The sequence below is a fragment of the Cobetia crustatorum genome (assembly GCF_000591415.1).
Lineage (GTDB): Bacteria > Pseudomonadota > Gammaproteobacteria > Pseudomonadales > Halomonadaceae > Cobetia > Cobetia crustatorum.
Genome location: NZ_JEMF01000100.1, coordinates 1 through 16,849, shown reverse-complemented (window position 1 = coordinate 16,849; position 16,849 = coordinate 1). Strand labels below are relative to the sequence as shown.

The window sequence follows — 16,849 nt, the reverse complement described above, 5'->3', positions numbered from 1 at the left end:
AGACACGATTGATCGCCTTGCTGGAAGCCGAAGTGGCAGCGTGTCTTGCCGAGCTTCCGACAGGGAATGACGAGCAGGAATGAGTGAGGTAAAGCCGTCTTCCTGATCTAAAAAGTACGAGTCTAAAAATACAATGCATGAAAGCACGAAGCCCGCCAATTGGCGGGCTTCGTGCTTTCATGCATCTCGCAGCATCAAGCGCTGGCTTTACAGCCTAGCCTTTGACGACAGCAGCGATAGCCTTGGCCACGTAGGACAGGTTCTCGGTCGAGAAGCCCGCCACGTTGGCACGACCAGAGCGCACCATGTAGATGCCGAATTCGTCACGCAGACGGTCAACCTGTTCCGGCGTCAGACCGGTGTAGGAGAACATGCCGCGCTGCTCCGCGATAAAGGCGAACTGCTCATCCAGACCATACGGCTTGAGCGCTTCGACGAAGTCACGACGCAGGCCATTGATGCGCTCGCGCATCTCGGTCAGTTCGCTCATCCACTCGGCGCGTAGGGTGTCGTCCTGGAGGATGTCGATCACTACTGCGCCACCGTGTGCTGGCGGGTTGGAATAGTTTTCGCGTGCGGTGATCGCGGCTTGGGAGCGCACATCCAGCATGTTCTCCTCATCCTTGGCGATCAGGATCAGGCAGCCGGTACGCTCGCAGTAGATACCGAAGTTCTTGGAGCAGGAGCTGGTGATGATAGCTTCATCGACATTCTCGGCCAGCAGACGCACGCCGTAGGCATCTTCTTCCAAGCCGTCACCGAAGCCTGATAGGCGAAATCGATCAGCGGCAGCAGCTTGCGGGACTGGACGACTTCCAGCACCTGATCCCACTGCTCACGGCTGAGATCGAAGCCGGTCGGGTTGTGGCAGCAGGCGTGCAGCAGTACCACGTCGCCTTCCGGAATCGTCTTGAGCGTCGCCAGCATGCCGTCGAAGTCGAGGCGATTGTGCTCATCGACATACGGGTAGCTGTGACGCGTCACGCCTGCGGCATCGAAGATGCCAGGTGATTCGGCCAGGTCGGGGTGGACAGCCAGATATCACGGCCCTTCAGGTTGCTGGCGATGAAGTCAGCGGCCAGACGCAGCGCACCGGTACCACCAGGTGCCTGAGTGGCGCTGGCACGATTGGCCGCCAGCACTGGCGAGGATACACCGAGCACCATCGGCAGCACGACCTTGCCGAAGCGCGGATCGCCGTGAGAGCCGATGTACGTCTTGGTGACCTCATTGTCGACCAGGCGGCTTTCGGCCTGCTTGACCGCGCGCATCACCGGCGTGTTGCCGTTCGCATCGCGATAGACACCCACTCCGAGGTCGACCTTCTGCGGGTTGGTGTCCTTGTTGAAGGCCTCGATCAGGCCGAGGATGGCATCCCCGGGTACACGCGCAATCTGCTCGAACATCTTATTTCGCTACCTCGTCGGTTCTGGCGGCCATGATGAAATCGTTCTTGTGCAGGCCCTTCATCTCGTGGGACCACCAGGTCACGGTGACCTTGCCCCATTCGGTGAGAAGTGCCGGGTGGTGCCCGACTTCCTCGGCAATCTCGCCTACGCGATTGGTGAATGCCAGCGCCTGCTTGAAGTTGCGGAACGTGAAGCATCGTTCCAGTTGCATGATGCCATCGCGCTCAAGCAACTGCCACTCAGGAATGGCGCCTTTGAGCGTCTCGATTTCGCTATCGCTGACCTTGGGGGCATCGAAGCTGCAGGCTTCACAGGATTGATTGGCAAGATCGGTCATGGGCAAATCTCCATCGTCAGGACTAGACATGAGTGATTATAGGGATCGACGTGATAGGACTTTCAAGCACTGGTGGCCCCAGCATCTTTCGGCGCAAAACGTGGTGTTTTCAGGCCAATGCGCATGGCGTCATGCACCAGCGCCATGATGTCGCGGCCTGCCAGTTCATGCAGGTCATCCAGCGATTTCAGTACATAGTAGAGCGGCTGTAAAATATCGATGCGGTAAGGCGTGCGTAGTGCCTCGACAGGATCAAAGTCGAGATGCTCAGGACGACCGAGCGTATCGCCTAACTCACCGAGCGCGTAGCGCGTCTCACGCGGTGAAGAGATGATGCCGCCGCCATACAGGCGCAAGGCGTTGCTGCCATCAGATTGGCGTTCGCGCAGCATGCCGAATTCGACGGTCATCCAGTACAGGCGTGCCAGATAGACGCGTTCTTCCTTGCTGGCGGCCAGCCCAAGGCGTCCATAGGTGGCGGTAAACTCGGCAAAGGCTGGGTTGGTCAGCATCGGGCAGTGGCCGAAAATTTCGTGAAAGATATCCGGCTCCTGCAGGTAGTCGAGTTCCTGCGGGCTGCGAATGAAGGTTGCGACAGGAAAGCGCTTTTCGGCCAGCAACTCGAAAAATCGCGTAAAGGGAATCAGTGCTGGCACACGTGCGGTCTGCCAGCCGGTTGTCGCTTTCAGTACACGATCAATTTCGCCGAGCTGCGGGATGCGATCATGGGGCAAGGCAAGGCGCTCAAGACCCTGCCGATATTCACGACAGACCCGACCTTCTACCAACGCCATCTGGCGCTCCATCAGCGTTTGCCAGGTGGCATGCTCTTCCGTGCTGTAGTGGATGATTCCATTGGCATCTGGTTCACGCGCGATGTAACGGGTGCCCTTGTCCTGTGCAGAGGGAGACGAGGCCACGTGAGAATGGGGGCTGGGTGAGGGTGTGACAGCGGTGTGTGTGTCAGGCCATTGCCGACCTTGCGAAGCGTTCATGCAACCTCCCTGGCGGTTTCGGTACCGCTGGGCTGCGTGCGCAGCCATGTTGTTTTTTTACAGCCGTTGTATGTGTATCGCCGTATCGTTGTGGGATGCATCAAGTGATTCTGGCGCGCTTGGCATCTTCCTCTACGCTAGGCGTGCACGATGGGCTTTGGCTAGAGGAAAATGGTGTCGGTCAGCGTTTTCCGGAAGCCAGTGACAGACAATATCGTCACATAAACCTGACAGCTCTGCGCAATGGGTCGTGTGTGCCGGTATCTGTGGCACAAATGCGTCACGTCAATACATCTATCGTAAAGAAGACTTTACGACGATCTTGTCAATGCTTACGTTAACGTCATGTCATAGAGCTGCCTTGGCTGCTGGCAGACCTTTTTGATCGCGAGACACCTGACAACAACAACGCCGAGAGACACATGCGCCTCAAACTGACTTGCCAGAATCGGATCGGTATTTTGCGTGACATCCTTGCGCTCTTTGCTGACTACGGACTCAACGTGTTGCGTGGAGAGGTAGGCGGCGAAGCCAATAACACCATATATCTTCACGTGCCCAACATGCTGCGTATGCAGCTCTCCACCTTGAAGCCTGCGCTTGAAGAGATTTCTGGCGTGTTCAAGGTGATTCGCGTCAGTTTGATGCCTACCGAGCGCCGCCATCTGGAGCTCAATGCGTTGCTGTCTTCGCTATCGGACCCAGTGATGTCCATTGATATGGATGGCCGCGTAGTCGCGGCGAATCGAGCAGCTGGCAAGCTTCTGGGAGTGCGCATCGACGAGGTGCCGGGCCTGGCACTCACACGCCATATTCAGGATGTCGATCTACCGGACCTGATTCGACGTAACAATGCTCGCGTCAACGGCCTCAGGTTGCGCGTCGGTGATGAGACGTTCCTCGCTGATATCGCGCCACTGCATACCGAGAATGAAGATGTGGCCTCGTTGGCAGGTGCCGTAGTGACACTGCACCGCGCGGACCGTCTTGGCTCGCGTATCTACCAAGTCCAGCGCACCGAGGTGCGTGGCTTCGAGGCCATTTTTCAGGCCAGTCGCCAGTTGTCAGCCGTGGTAAAAGAGGCTAGGCGCATGGCGCCGTTGGACGCGCCGCTATTGATTGAAGGTGAGACAGGGACTGGCAAGGAGCTGTTGGCACGCGCCTGTCACCTGGCCAGTCCTCGCGGGCAGGCGCCATTCATGGCGCTCAACTGTGCGGGCCTGCCGGAATCCATGGCGGAGACGGAGCTGTTTGGTTATGCACCCGGTGCCTTCGAGGGGGCACGCCCTGAAGGCAAGCTCGGGTTGTTGGAGCTGACCAGCGGCGGCACCATCTTCCTCGATGAAGTGGGTGAGATGAGCCCGCGCATGCAGGTCAAGCTGCTGCGCTTCTTGCAGGACGGCGGCTTCAGGCGTGTGGGGAGTGACGAAGAAACCTTCCTTGATGTGCGCGTTATTTGCGCCACTCAACAAGACTTGCCTGCGCTGTGTAGCGAAGGACGCTTCCGTCACGATCTCTTCCATCGTCTCAATGTGCTGTCAGTACAGATTCCGCCGTTGAGAGAGTGTCTGGATGGTCTGGAAGAGCTGGCCCGTCACTTTCTTGAACGTGCTGTACGCCAGATTGGTGCTCGCGTACGCGATATTTCGCCGGAGGCGATGGCGCGCCTGCGCGGCTACCACTGGCCGGGCAACGTGCGTCAGCTGGAGAACGTACTGTTTCAGGCCGTATCGTTGTGCGACGGCGAGGTGATCGAGGCGGTGCACCTGCGTCTGACAGGAGAGGCACGTGAAGACGGTCTCGAGAGCATCGATCTGGCGGGTAGCCTCGGCGATATCCACGATGAGGTAGAGAGGCGGGTACTGGCGCGACTGTATCCGGATTTTCCCTCTAGTCGCCTATTGGCGAGGCGCTTGGGTGTATCGCACACCACCATTGCCAACAAGCTCAAGCGTCATGGTATCGGCCAGGAGTGAGTCATTCTTGATCGACGAATATCCGTATTATTGAATTGTCTTGCCTGCTGGTGAAGCGTATGATTCGCCCATGTTATTAGCACGCTAAATTAAACGCAGGCTCTCAAAAGTTACTTGTATAAGGGCTTCATGAGGGCCTGCTGTCGCGAGGATGGTCATGCAGGAAAATTCAGCCGTGGTTGATTTTGAGCCGCGCCCGGACAAGTCATGTCCGGAAGAGTTGCATCTCCACGAAACAATCAAGCCCTCGTTAGGGGGGCTGGTCGGTCGCGTTTATCGTGTGTGGCGCACGGCCATCACTATCGCAGTTCAGCCGCTTGGCATGACTGAGGCACGCTGGACGGTCATGGTGCATCTGGACAAGCTCGGCGAGGGCTGTACCCAGCAGATGCTCGCCAGTGAGCTGGGTATCGAGATGCCCTCGTTGACGCGGACTCTCAATCAGCTGGAAGCCCAGCAGCTGATTCGGCGTGGTGCGCATGCTACTGACAAGCGCGCTCGCTGCTTGTGGTTCACCGCAGCGGGGCGTGACTGCTTGCAGCAAGTCGCCGAGCGTATCTCTCGAGTGCGTTCCGAGCTGTATGTCGGTTTCGATGATGCTGATCTGAACCAGTTCGCTGAAATGCTGCTGACCCTGGAAGCCAATGCGAGTGTCAGTATCCATCGCTCCCAGGCGGATAGACATGCATCGCTGGGAGATGAGGGCAACATGGCATGACTTTCGGTAATGTCATCGCGGACTTTTCGTGACCGATTGGCTCTTTCTTGATCGCTGATACTCAGCGCGGCGCATCATAGCGACCTGCGGTGCCATGAGTGAAGACGACCTGCCACAGCTGGAGCTGTCGGGCACGGAAGGCACCGGCACAGGCGCCGAGATAGTACTCGAACATGCGCTTGTCACGTGGTGAATAGGTATCGGCCAGTGCATTCCAATGAGCATCGAGATTCGCTCGCCAGGCCATCAGCGTCGGATCATAGTCGGCGCCGAAGTTGTGCCAGTCTTCCATGATCAGATGGTCTTCGCTGGCGCGGATCAGCTGACTGGCGCTGGGAAGAACGCCATTGGGGAAGATGTAGCGGTTGACCCATGGGTCGGCGGAGATATCGCTCTGGTTGGAGCCGATAGTGTGCAACACGAAGCGGCCGCCGGGGCGCAGCAGGCGTGCGGCATGAGTAAAGTAGGTGGCGTAGTTCTTGTGGCCGACGTGTTCGAACATGCCGATGGAGACGATGGCATCGAAAGTACCTACCTCACGGCGGAAATCCTCATCGCGATAGTCCTTGAGTAGAATTTCCACGGGGAGGCCACTGCAGTACTCGCGGGCCAAGGCGGCCTGCTCAGCGGAGATGGTGATGCCGACGACTTCCACGCCATAGTGGTGCGCGGCGTAAGCGGCGAAGCTCCCCCAGCCACAGCCGATATCCAGTACCCGCATACCGGGTTCCAGTCCGAGCTTGCGGCAGGCCAGGTCGAGCTTGGCCTCCTGAGCAAGCTGGAGATTGTCAGGCGTGGTGGCCAACCCCTTCCAGTAGCCGCAGCTGTAGCACAGAGTGGTGTCGAGCATGAGGGTAAAGAGATCGTTGCCGAAGTCGTAATGTACCTTGCCCACCTCGCCGGCGCGTCGACGACTCTGCAGATTGATGACGCCGGCCTGTAGGCGATAGGCGATCCGCTCACCGAAGGTGTGGGCACGATGGCCCAAGCCATGTTTCAGCAGGCGATATATCATCTCGTCGATCTGCTCGCAGTCCCACCAGCCCTCCATGTAGGCCTCGCCCAATCCAAGGCTGCCTTGATGCAGTACACGCCGGAAAAGATCTGGGTGTCGGACGCATATGTCCCAGGGCTGATCACCATTGAGTCTGACTCCGGAGCCTTTCAGCAGGCGTTCAGTCACCTGTCGGTGTCGGGTGTCAGGTAAAGCGGTAGGGGCCAAGCGTTGCTCGAGGGTCATGGGTAGCCTCCTTGACGGCGCAATGAGCGCAATAAGGTGTCCTGATGGGTTCGTCATGGCATGTTGTCAGCCAGCATGTGTCTGGTGTGTTGTGTCATAGACCGATATGCAGGGCTGTCGTGGTGCTTGTTGTCATCTTGGGCGCTTTAGAAGATAGCCGCAGTAGAAGTATTGCTCACAGCATAGACAAGCGACGCCTGATATGGAGGGATAGTATCAATCATCTATTGCAACAGATCGTTGCGCTGGCTGTGGCAATGGGAGGCATGCAGGGCAGGAATCGAAATTTCTCAAGTGCTGAAGGTGTTATCAGAGATATTGGGAATAGCACATTGCTGCGCTAGCCCATCACCAATGTCGCACATGAAAAAGCCGCCCAGTGGGCGGCTTTTTCATGTGCTTCTCTTTATATCAATGCTAGGCGTAGCGCTTAACGGCAGCGTACGGTCCATACGACCTTGTAGCCTTCGCCTTCGTGAGTGGCAGCGGCCATTTCGGTGTCTTCATTGACGGTGCCGCCTTCCAGCTGACGGTTGCCGTCGGCATTCTTGGCAGTGGCATCTTCCGGGCCGAAGACGCGGGAATCGATCACATCATACTTGTCGCGATCCTGCTCTTCGCAGACCTCAAGTGCGCGCTCCTTGACCTGAGCGAGAGCATCGTCACGGTTCTCGTCGACAGCGCTGACTTCATAGCGCGTGTCCTGCTTCTCGATCACGCTGGTGTTACCGCAACCGGCAATGAAGGCGGAACCAGCGATAGCCAGTGTCATGAAGGTGGTACGCATTGCAGTGGAAGTCATGGTCATGATCTCTCCTTGATGTGATTAACGCCTGACTGCTCACGGCTTACATATCAACCGTGTCTGGCGGAGTAGAGCAGCAAAGCCTGTGGCAACACTTTGCCATGCACCTCAATCTTGGGGCACCGCGGGTGGCTTCAAGTGTAGAGATGTTTCGACGCGAACTGTCTGTCGACGGCAACAGGATGGGATTGCCGTGATTACCCACCGCGGCTGAAGGCACTGAGATCCTTCTGCCACTTTGGTCGCGAGATGTCTCAAATAGACATGTCGATGCCTCATCTGGACAGCTGGCGAATGCTCACCGGCCTACGCTGCGGGCATCCCTTCCTATTGGACGCCATACCGATAGTGGGTCATCTCGCGCCAGGCGTATCAAGCGCCATTCACGCAAGCGCCGCCATCTACGCCAATCAGGAGTACGTCATGTCAGCCAATGCCAATCGCGGAGTCGTCTATCAGGGCGGTGGAAAGGTCAGTGTCGAGTCGCTGGATTATCCGACACTCGCACTGGGGAATCGCAAGTGTGAGCACGGCGTCATCCTCAAGGTCGTCTCGACCAATATCTGCGGTAGCGATCAGCACATGGTGCGTGGCCGTACCACCGCGCCAGAAGGGCTGGTTCTGGGGCACGAGATCACCGGACTGGTCGTTGAGGCTGGGCGTGACGTGGAATTCATCAAGGTTGGTGACATCGTGTCGGTGCCGTTCAATATTGCCTGTGGTCGTTGCCGTAGCTGCAAGGAAGGCAAGACCGGTATCTGCTTGAACGTCAATCCGGCACGTCCCGGCGCTGCTTACGGTTATGTCGACATGGGGGGCTGGACCGGCGGCCAGACGGATTACGTCATGGTGCCGTACGCTGATTTCAACCTGCTCAAATTCCCGGATGCCGATCAGGCGATGGAGAAGATTCGTGATCTGACGCTGCTGTCAGACATCTTCCCGACAGGGTTCCATGGCTGTGTAACGGCGGGTGTCGGCCCGGGCTCCACTGTCTATATCGCAGGTGCAGGGCCAGTGGGTCTGGCGGCGGCGGTCTCTGCTCAGCTACTGGGTGCGGCCTGCGTTATCGTCGGCGACATGATTCCTGAGCGTCTCAAGCAGGCCGAGAGCTTTGGTTGCGAAACCATCGATCTGCGTCAGGAAGGTTCAATGGAAGACAAGGTCGAGGTGATTCTGGGCGACCGTGAAGTCGATTGCTTCGTTGACTGTGTCGGCTTTGAAGCACACGGCTGTGGTTGCGACCACGGACGCGAGCAACCGGCGACGGTGCTGAACTCGGCGATGGCGCTGACACGTGCTGGCGGGCAGATCGGCATCCCGGGCCTTTACGTCACTGAAGATCCGGGTGCCGAGGATGAGGCAGCGAAGATCGGTGCACTCTCTATGCGCTTCGGGCTCGGCTGGGCCAAGTCTCACTCGCTGCATACTGGCCAGTGCCCAGTGATGAAGTATCACCGCCCGCTGATGCAGGCGATTCTGTTCGGTCGCGTCAACATCGCGGATGCCGTCAATGTTCAGGTCATCAGTCTGGAAGAAGCGCCACAGGGATATGCTGATTTTGATGGTGGTGCCGCCAAGAAATTCGTGATCGATCCGCACTCCATGGTGCGTAACGGCCGCGCTGCCTGAGGCCAGGCAGGACTGACATCTTGTGATAGCAAGTCTTGTGGCAGTAAATGTAGCAAGCCTTGTTGTCGTCATTTTTCCGTAAACGACGATGCCACGCCTTGATCACAAGGCGTGGCATCGTCGTGTCTGGCTGCTGGAAGCGATGTTCAGGCTGATGAACAGTGCGCCTCGATCAGCATCATCAGGCGGGCAAGCTCCTGCTCGACCTGCTCATCCAGCGCAAGGCCGATATTGAGTCGCAGGCAATTCAGGTAGCGCGTTGATTCGGTAAACCACGGCCCGATGCGGATATCGAGCTGTGCCTGCTCGGCGGCCTTGCCAACGGCGCTGGCATCCAGGCCAGGTACCTCAATCCAGAGCACCAGGCCACCATCCGGCTGCGTCACGCGGCTACCTGAGGGCAGATGCTGACTCAGATAGCGGAGATAGCCGGCCTTGTGCTGGCGGATGAGATGGCGGGTTCGTTTGAGATGGCTCGCATAGGCGCCACTCTCGATGAAGTCCACGACTGCGCACTGCACCAGAGTCGGCACACCGAGTGCACGTTTGAGATAGGACTGGAAGAAGCGGCCGGGTCGACACCAGCCAAGTCGATAGCTCGGCGACAGGGTCTTTGAGACCGAGCCACACCACAGCACGAAGCCGCCCTCATCGTGGTAGGCCGTTGGCAATGGCAGTGGCTGATGATGCGTCAGTTCGAGATAGACATCATCTTCGATCACCGGCACGCGGTAGTGATTGGCCAGACTGGCGAGTCGCTGCTTCTGCGTAGGGGAAAGAGTGATCCCCTGTGGATTCATGTGGGTGGTGCAGAACAGTCCGGCCTGTAGCTGGCCGCGTGCCAGATGTTGCTCGAACTGGTCGAGATCGATGCCCTCCGCGCACGAGGGAATTTCGATGATTTTCAACGACAGCTGTGACAGCAGGTCCAGCAGGCCGTTGTAACACGGTGAGCTGACCGCCACCGTATCGCCGGGTTGAGTGCAGACCTGCAGCGCCGTCTTGACCGCATCCATGCAACCGTGGGTGATGACCAGTTCCTCACCCCTCAGAGGAAAGCCGGCCCGGGTGAAATGTGTCGCCAGCGTACTTAACAGCGCGGGTTCGCCTTGAGGGGCAGGGTACTGAGTGAGCGTGTGTGAGGCACGTTGCATGGCACGGCGCAGGCTGCGATCTAGCGCCTGTCGAGTCACCTTGTCCAGCGCTAGATGCGCCGTGCCGAGCGGTCCGCACACGATGTCTGTGCGGTGGCGAAGCGTGGTGGGAGTGGTGACTCGGCTTTGAAACGGTTGCCAGGTGGGTATGGGCACGACATGCGATTGATCGGCGATGAAGAATCCTGCCTGCGGGCGAGCCATCAACCATCCCTGCGACTCCAGCTCCGCATAACAGCTGACTGCCGTCGAGACGCTGATGCCATGCTGGTGGGCAAACTGGCGCAGCGACAGCATGCGGTCACCGGAAGTCAGCTTTCCGGCCTGGATGTCGTGAATGCACTTCTCTGCCAGTTGTCGGTATCGCGCCATGGCTGGATGAACTGTACTGGTGGAATGTCCAGAAACTGTATCTGTACGGCTCTGAAGCGGCAAGCGAGACTGGCGTTCTTGTCCATGACACGCCGCTAGTGCTTCACCCAAGCGCCAGCACCACGCCGCGCCGCGTCTTGAATATAGGATCAGGGCCAGGGCCAAAATCAGGAGAACAGCCATGCAGGGACGGGATTTACTGCTCATCATCAGCGTGATGGCGATCTGGGGGTTCAACTTCTCGATGATCAAGCTGGGCGTCAGCGAGCTGGACCCGTTGTTGATCGCTGCGGCACGCTTCGCATGTGCCACCTTTCCTATCATCTTCTTCATTCGCAATCCGGATGTGCCATGGCGCTATCTGATCGCCTATGGGCTGGTATTCGGGACCGGTATCTGGGGCATGGCCTCGTGCTCGATCACCTTCGGTCTGTCGTCGGGCATGGCGGCGGTACTGCTGCAGACCGATGTACTGACGACGGTGCTGGTTGGCGTGTTGCTCTACAAGGAAGTCATCTCATCACGCATGGCAGCGGGCATCCTGATCTCGCTGATGGGGCTGGTGGTCTCTATCTTCTACACCAACGGCAATGTGACACTGGCGGGAGTGGCTTTCATCATGCTGGCGGCGATCTGCTGGCCCTTGGCTGGCGTGATTCTGCGCAGTTCCGGTACGCGGGCTCCCTTTGCCTTCAATATCTGGGGCATGCTGTTTGCACCGCTACCGCTGATGGCACTGAGCATCGCGATGAACGGCTGGGGCGTGCTGAGTGCGACCTATCAACAGTGGGGCGCGGATGCCTGGATCTCGGTACTGTTTCAGGCTTATCCGACGACGCTATTCGGTTACTGGGTCTGGAACAAGATGCTGCTCAAGTACCCGATGAGTCAGCTGGCGCCCATGACGTTGCTGGTGTCGGTGTTCGCGTTGCTCAGCGGCTACGCGATCTATGATGAACAGCTGTCGCTGACACAGTGGATCTCCTGCAGCACCTTCCTGCTGGGTATCGCGCTGGTGCTATATCCCCAACGCAACAAGACACCTGGCGAGAGTGATCGCAAGCTGCCGGCTGCAAGTCAAGATCGCGCGGAGGCATCGGCGCCCTGAGTTGGGCGTCCTGCGTTGTTGCCGTTTTCGACCGCCTGTTGTCAGCCCCTTGTTGCCACGCATGCACTGCGTTATACCGATGTGCATGCCGCGTCATTGCATGAAGATGGCGCTCACCAGATCCGATGATGACAGGAAGGCGTTCATGACCACTGCTCACGTGACGACAGAATTTCAGCTGCCGCGTCAGGCAGATTTCTCCGACTGGCCGAATAGCCATGCCTGGCTTACACATCTGGTCAGCTTCAATACCGTGTCACGCGAGTCGAACTTGGCGCTGATCCATTGCCTGCGTGATGCACTGGAAGTGGCCGGTGTGAGTGCGGAAGTCATTCACAACGACGGTGGCGACAAGGCCAATCTGTTGGCGGTGATTGGACCTGAGATCGAGGGCGGTGTGGTGCTTTCCGGACATACGGATGTGGTGCCGGTGGAAGGACAGGCCTGGGACAGTGACCCGTTCACGCTGCGCGAGGCTGATGGGCGCCTCTACGGGCGTGGCTCTGCTGACATGAAGGGCTTCATTGCCTGCTGCATGGCAGCGGTGCCAGCGTTGGTCGGCGCTCAGCATGAAGGCAAGCTGATGAAACCTGTCATCTTCGCCTTTTCCTACGATGAGGAGATCGGCTGTCTGGGAGCACCACGGATGATCGCTCGCCTGCGTGATCGCCTGCCGCGTCCGGCAGCGGTGCTGGTCGGAGAACCGACCATGATGGCGATCGTCGATGCCCACAAGGGCATCACGGATCTGCGCACCACGGTGACAGGCAAGCCGTCGCATTCCAGTCAGGTCTATCAGGGCGTCAGCGCGATTCATCTGGCGGCGCGCATGGTGACCTTCATCGAAGACCGCATGCAGGCACGCATTGACTGTGGACACCTTGATGAGCGTTTCGATGTGCCGCATGCCAGCTTGCATGTCGGGCGTATCGAAGGCGGTACGGCGGTCAATATCACGGCGGGTGAGTGCATCTTTGATTGGGAGCTACGTCATTTGCCGGGCGAGGATGTCGAGGCGATGCTGGCTGAGATAGATGCCTATGCGGAACGGCTGGTCGCCCCGTATCGAGAGCGGGCACCGCAGGTAGGGATTCGCAGTGAGCGCACCGTAGAGACAGTGCCGTCATTGGGCCACGGTGATCGTGATCCGGCGATTCGTCTCTGTCAGCGTCTGCTGGGCGATAGCCGCGCCAGTGAAGCCGTCACCTATACCACTGAGGCGGGCCAGTTCCAGAGCGAAGGTTGGCCGACCGTGGTCTGCGGTCCCGGCTCGATTGGCGTGGCGCATCAAGCCAATGAGTATATCGAGCTGAGTCAGCTGGCTGCTTGTGACCGCTTCCTCGCGCAACTCGTGCGCGAGCAGCAAGCTGGCTGAGGCTGCCTTCCCTCTGAGCTTATTACAGTGTGCCGGGGCGAGGCGGGTCCTGCTCCGGCATGGGCAACAACAGTGATTCACAGTGGCGCAGCAAGTGGTCGGTCAAGCGCTCAAGCGTGTTGCCACCATGGCGCCAGTGATGCCAGTAAAGTGGAACCTCGAGCGCATGATTCGGCGCAATGTCGATCAGCTCGCCGCTCTCTAGCAGATGGCGGGCCTGTTGCTCGGGAATCATGCCGTATCCCATGCCACTTGATGCCAAGCGAACGAAGCCTTCCGATGATGGACACAGGTGATGAGGGAAGGGTTCGTCAAAGCCCATGCTGGAGAGCAGGCGATGTTGCAGCTTGTCATCGCGGCCGAAGACGATGGCCGGCATGCGGCGCAGCACCTCGTGTGACAGATGCTCAGGCATCTCAAGTGAAGTGCTCTGTTTCTGGTTCTTTGTTTTGCTATCGGTCTTGTGGTCTGCGGATGACGCATCGGTGGGTATCAGGTATCGCCGCACAAAATCCGGGCTGGCCAGTGCTCGATAACGCATGCTGCCCAGCGGATGAGAGCGTGCGCCTTGCACTGGCCGTGGGGTGGCGCAGATACAGCCAGCGACCTCGCCATCGCGCATGCGCTTGAGCGCGACTTCTTGATCTTCCACCAGCATATCCAACAGCAGATCGCGCTCCTGGCAGAAGATACCGGTCACTTTCGGCCACCAGGTGGCCAGAGAATCCGCATTGATGGCGATGCGTAGACGTTGTTCGCTCTCACCCAATGCGGGAATCTGATCGAGCAGATCATGTTCCAGTAGACGCACTTGTTGTACGTGATTCAGCAAGCGACGGCCCAATGGCGTCGGCCCCAGGCGGGGAGTCCGTACCAGTACCGGCTGGCCCAGTCGCGCCTCCAGCAACTTGATACGTTGCGAGACAGCTGACTGGGTGAGTCCTAGCGCACGTGCGCCGCGCTCAAACCCCGCTTGGTCGATGACTGCCGCTAGTGCTTCCAGCAGTTTGTAATCGAGCATCAGAAATCCTTATGAGTCATTCACTGAATCAATTTCCTTGATAGAAACATCCTAGCGTACTCTGCTTCGGGCTGCAGCCGCACCGGCTTGGAAGTCATGGCGCTGTATTTGTGAAATATGACAAATGAAAAAGGGCACAACATGTGGTGGTCATTCTTCAATGGAGCGGGTGTTGGTGCAGGCCTGATCATCGCGATCGGAGCACAGAATGCCTTCGTGCTAGGCCAGGGGCTCAAGCGAGAACATCAATGGTGGGTCGCGGGGATCTGTGCGCTGTGTGATTGGTTGTTGATCGTCATCGGCGTATTGGGATTGGGCACGCTGATACAGCAATCTCCGCTGCTGATGAGTGTGGCTCGCTGGGGCGGGGTTGTGTTCCTGCTTTGGCAGGCGGGCAAGGCGATAGGGCGTATGCGTACGGGCGGTCAGCTCACGGCAACCAGTGCCCTCACGGCGAGTCTTGGCAAGGTAGTGGCAGCGACGTTGGCCATCACGCTACTCAATCCGCAGGTCTATCTGGATACCCTGGTAATGCTGGGGGCTATCGGTGCGCAACAGACATCGCCGGTCGGCTTCATTATAGGGGCTAGTCTGGCCTCGTCTGGGTGGTTCTTTGGCCTGGTGGCCGGTGCGGGCTGGCTGGCGCCACGCCTGACCAGTCCACGTGCTTGGCAGTGTATTGAAGCCTTTATCGCCATTATCTTGCTATGGGTGGCATGGCAGCTGGGAAGCGGTGCCTGGCTATAAGGCTGGCCTCCAAATCAACCGCCGATGGACGGCAAGACGTGAATGGCGAAGAGTCACGATAGTATGTGTAAAGAAAACATGACGATGTGTCATGTTGATGCGCCGCTACAACGGCCCTCGTATAACGGGTTTCATGGTTGGCAGGTTTTCGTTACATGCATGGAGCCTGCAAGAGGCACGGCAGCATGAGAGTGCGCGTTAGCGGGCATGGGCAGAGCGGCGGGCAGGGCATAGATTGAGGTCACATATTCAGCGCAGACATTGGAGGAAGGGCGGAAAGAGTGAAGTGGCAGCGACCATGCTCACTCTTACTCTTACGCCCACGCCCAATGTCTGATCTGACGGCTTTTGTGCTTTTCCCTTTTTCTCGCCGGCTCATGTTTCGGCAGCCTGACACTTGGAGCGTCCCTCATGAATGCACCTGCGCGTATTGAACAGCACAACCCTATCGGCACTGACGGCTTCGAGTTTGTCGAGTTTACGGCGCCAGATGTTGCTGGCATTGCAGGGCTGCGCGCCTTGTTCAACCAGCTCGGCTTTACTGAGACTCGTCGTCATCGTTCCAAGCAGGTTTTCCTGTTCCAGCAGCAGGGCATCAATGTGGTACTGAACGCTGAACCCGACTCTCCCGCGGCGGCCTTTGCTGCCGCACACGGTACGAGTGCTTGCGCAATGGCGTGGCGTGTCACGGATGCCGAGCAGGCTCATCGTTACGCCTTGGCTCACGGGGCACGCAGTGTCGTGCATCCGGTCGGGCCTGGCGAAGTGGGCATTCCAGCAGTGGAGGGCATTGGTGGCTCAGTGCTCTACTTTGTGGACCACAATCGTGAGCAATCAATTTACGAGACTGATTTCGTCGCCATTGAAGGCGCGGTGCCGAATAGCAACAGCGTTGGCCTGCATACGCTGGATCACCTGACCCACAATGTCGGCCGCGGACAGATGGACGTTTGGGCCGGCTTCTACTCCAGTATCGCCAACTTCCGCGAAATCCGTTATTTCGATATCGAAGGCAAGATGACCGGCCTATTCTCACGGGCCATGACTGCGCCGTGCGGCAAGATGCACATTCCTATCAATGAGTCTGCCGATGACAATTCACAGATCGCGGAATTCATTCGTGAGTATAACGGTGAGGGCATTCAGCATCTGGCGATGGCAACCGACGATATTTACGCCACGGTCAAAGCGCTCAAGGCTAATGGGGTCAAGTTCTTGTCTACTCCGGCGACTTATTACGAGAAGATCGATGCGCGGGTGCCGAATCACGAAGAGAAGGTCGAGGATCTCAAAGCGCTGAATCTGTTGGTCGATGGCGCGCCGGGCGAAGGCGTACTGTTGCAGATCTTTACCGAGACCGTGATTGGGCCGATCTTCTTCGAGATCATTCAGCGCAAGGGTAACGACGGTTTCGGCGAAGGTAATTTCAAGGCGTTGTTCGAGTCCATCGAGGAAGATCAGATTCGTCGCGGTGTATTGGACGCAGAGTGATAGTGAAGTTTTCCTGAGGATCAAGTGATGTTCAGATGAGTATTCAAGCTGAGTAACAGCGGATGACTACTCTTGCAAACGACAACGCCCCACCGAGACCCGGTGGGGCGTTGTCGTTACGGATGTCTCGGTAGGCACTGGTGATGAATGCTCAGGATGCCGTTGGTACGCGCTGGTGATCAATGACCTGGCGCAGCACAAAGCTTGAATGCACGCCGGTTACACCTTCGATACGCGTAATCTGCTTTAGCAGCAGATCGTGATAGTCGTCCATGTCCTTCACGACGACCTTGAGCTGATAGTCGGCTTCTTGCCCAGTGATCAGTAGGCATTCCATGACCTGTGGCAGGCTGGCGATCGTATCCTCGAAATTGGCGAAACGCTCAGGTGTGTGTCGATCCATTGAGATATGCAGCAGGGCCATCAGACTCAGTCCCAGCTTGCGAGCATCGATCTGAGCACGGTAGCC

Annotated in this window: 14 protein-coding genes and 1 pseudogene; 7 read left to right on the top strand and 8 right to left on the bottom strand. The window is 58.0% G+C overall.

Annotated elements, in window-relative coordinates:
• Positions 1-214 precede the first annotated feature (214 nt).
• The 3 genes and pseudogenes from BF12_RS20660 to phhA form a co-directional block, all read right to left on the bottom strand.
• A pseudogene (locus tag BF12_RS20660) lies at positions 215-1,406 on the bottom strand (amino acid aminotransferase).
• 1 nt (position 1,407) lies between these two features.
• The gene (locus tag BF12_RS0116275; RefSeq protein ID WP_024953184.1) at positions 1,408-1,746 is read right to left on the bottom strand and encodes a 4a-hydroxytetrahydrobiopterin dehydratase; all 339 of its coding nucleotides are present in this window, start codon (positions 1,744-1,746) and stop codon (positions 1,408-1,410) included.
• Between the two features lie 62 nt (positions 1,747-1,808).
• Positions 1,809-2,741: a phenylalanine 4-monooxygenase gene (gene phhA / locus BF12_RS0116270; RefSeq protein ID WP_024953183.1), complete on the bottom strand. Its 933-nt coding sequence runs from the start codon at positions 2,739-2,741 to the stop codon at positions 1,809-1,811.
• Positions 2,742-3,163: 422 nt separating this feature from the next.
• Between phhA and BF12_RS0116265 the strand changes: the two genes are divergently transcribed.
• Positions 3,164-4,717 carry a sigma-54-dependent transcriptional regulator gene (locus BF12_RS0116265; RefSeq protein ID WP_024953182.1) on the top strand — a complete coding sequence of 518 codons (1,554 nt, stop codon included), beginning with the start codon at positions 3,164-3,166 and terminating at the stop codon, positions 4,715-4,717.
• 157 nt (positions 4,718-4,874) lie between these two features.
• On the top strand, positions 4,875-5,435 hold the full coding sequence (locus BF12_RS20655) for a MarR family winged helix-turn-helix transcriptional regulator (RefSeq protein ID WP_084488178.1): 561 nt from the start codon (positions 4,875-4,877) through the stop codon (positions 5,433-5,435).
• 61 nt (positions 5,436-5,496) lie between these two features.
• On the opposite strand, the gene cfa is transcribed toward BF12_RS20655, so the two are convergent.
• Together cfa and BF12_RS0116250 are read right to left on the bottom strand one after the other, a co-directional pair.
• On the bottom strand, positions 5,497-6,675 hold the full coding sequence (gene cfa, locus BF12_RS0116255) for a cyclopropane fatty acyl phospholipid synthase (protein WP_024953180.1): 1,179 nt from the start codon (positions 6,673-6,675) through the stop codon (positions 5,497-5,499).
• Positions 6,676-7,105: 430 nt separating this feature from the next.
• On the bottom strand, positions 7,106-7,483 hold the full coding sequence (locus tag BF12_RS0116250) for a hypothetical protein (protein ID WP_024953179.1): 378 nt from the start codon (positions 7,481-7,483) through the stop codon (positions 7,106-7,108).
• A gap of 420 nt (positions 7,484-7,903) precedes the next feature.
• Between BF12_RS0116250 and fdhA the strand changes: the two genes are divergently transcribed.
• Complete coding sequence (gene fdhA / locus BF12_RS0116245) at positions 7,904-9,112, top strand: formaldehyde dehydrogenase, glutathione-independent (protein ID WP_024953178.1); 1,209 nt, start codon at positions 7,904-7,906, stop codon at positions 9,110-9,112.
• 146 nt (positions 9,113-9,258) lie between these two features.
• Here fdhA and BF12_RS0116240 read toward each other — a convergent pair whose 3' ends face one another.
• Positions 9,259-10,638 carry an aminotransferase-like domain-containing protein gene (locus tag BF12_RS0116240; protein ID WP_024953177.1) on the bottom strand — a complete coding sequence of 460 codons (1,380 nt, stop codon included), beginning with the start codon at positions 10,636-10,638 and terminating at the stop codon, positions 9,259-9,261.
• Positions 10,639-10,819: 181 nt separating this feature from the next.
• Between BF12_RS0116240 and BF12_RS0116235 the strand changes: the two genes are divergently transcribed.
• Both BF12_RS0116235 and argE read left to right on the top strand, forming a co-directional pair.
• Positions 10,820-11,746 (top strand): EamA family transporter, encoded by a 927-nt coding sequence (locus tag BF12_RS0116235; RefSeq protein ID WP_024953176.1) that lies wholly within the window; start codon positions 10,820-10,822, stop codon positions 11,744-11,746.
• Positions 11,747-11,891: 145 nt separating this feature from the next.
• Positions 11,892-13,121 (top strand): acetylornithine deacetylase, encoded by a 1,230-nt coding sequence (argE, locus tag BF12_RS0116230; protein WP_024953175.1) that lies wholly within the window; start codon positions 11,892-11,894, stop codon positions 13,119-13,121.
• Between the two features lie 22 nt (positions 13,122-13,143).
• Here argE and BF12_RS0116225 read toward each other — a convergent pair whose 3' ends face one another.
• Positions 13,144-14,142, bottom strand: coding sequence for a LysR family transcriptional regulator ArgP (locus tag BF12_RS0116225; RefSeq protein ID WP_024953174.1), 999 nt, complete (start codon positions 14,140-14,142; stop codon positions 13,144-13,146).
• A gap of 141 nt (positions 14,143-14,283) precedes the next feature.
• On the opposite strand from BF12_RS0116225, the gene BF12_RS0116220 reads away from it, so the two are divergent.
• Together BF12_RS0116220 and hppD are read left to right on the top strand one after the other, a co-directional pair.
• Entirely contained in the window at positions 14,284-14,889 is a 606-nt protein-coding gene (locus BF12_RS0116220) for a LysE/ArgO family amino acid transporter (RefSeq protein ID WP_024953173.1), read from the top strand.
• Positions 14,890-15,300: 411 nt separating this feature from the next.
• On the top strand, positions 15,301-16,380 hold the full coding sequence (gene hppD / locus BF12_RS0116215; RefSeq protein WP_024953172.1) for a 4-hydroxyphenylpyruvate dioxygenase: 1,080 nt from the start codon (positions 15,301-15,303) through the stop codon (positions 16,378-16,380).
• Positions 16,381-16,531: 151 nt separating this feature from the next.
• Here hppD and BF12_RS0116210 read toward each other — a convergent pair.
• On the bottom strand, positions 16,532-16,849 hold a 318-nt coding region (locus BF12_RS0116210), incomplete at its 5' end, for an Lrp/AsnC family transcriptional regulator (RefSeq protein WP_024953171.1).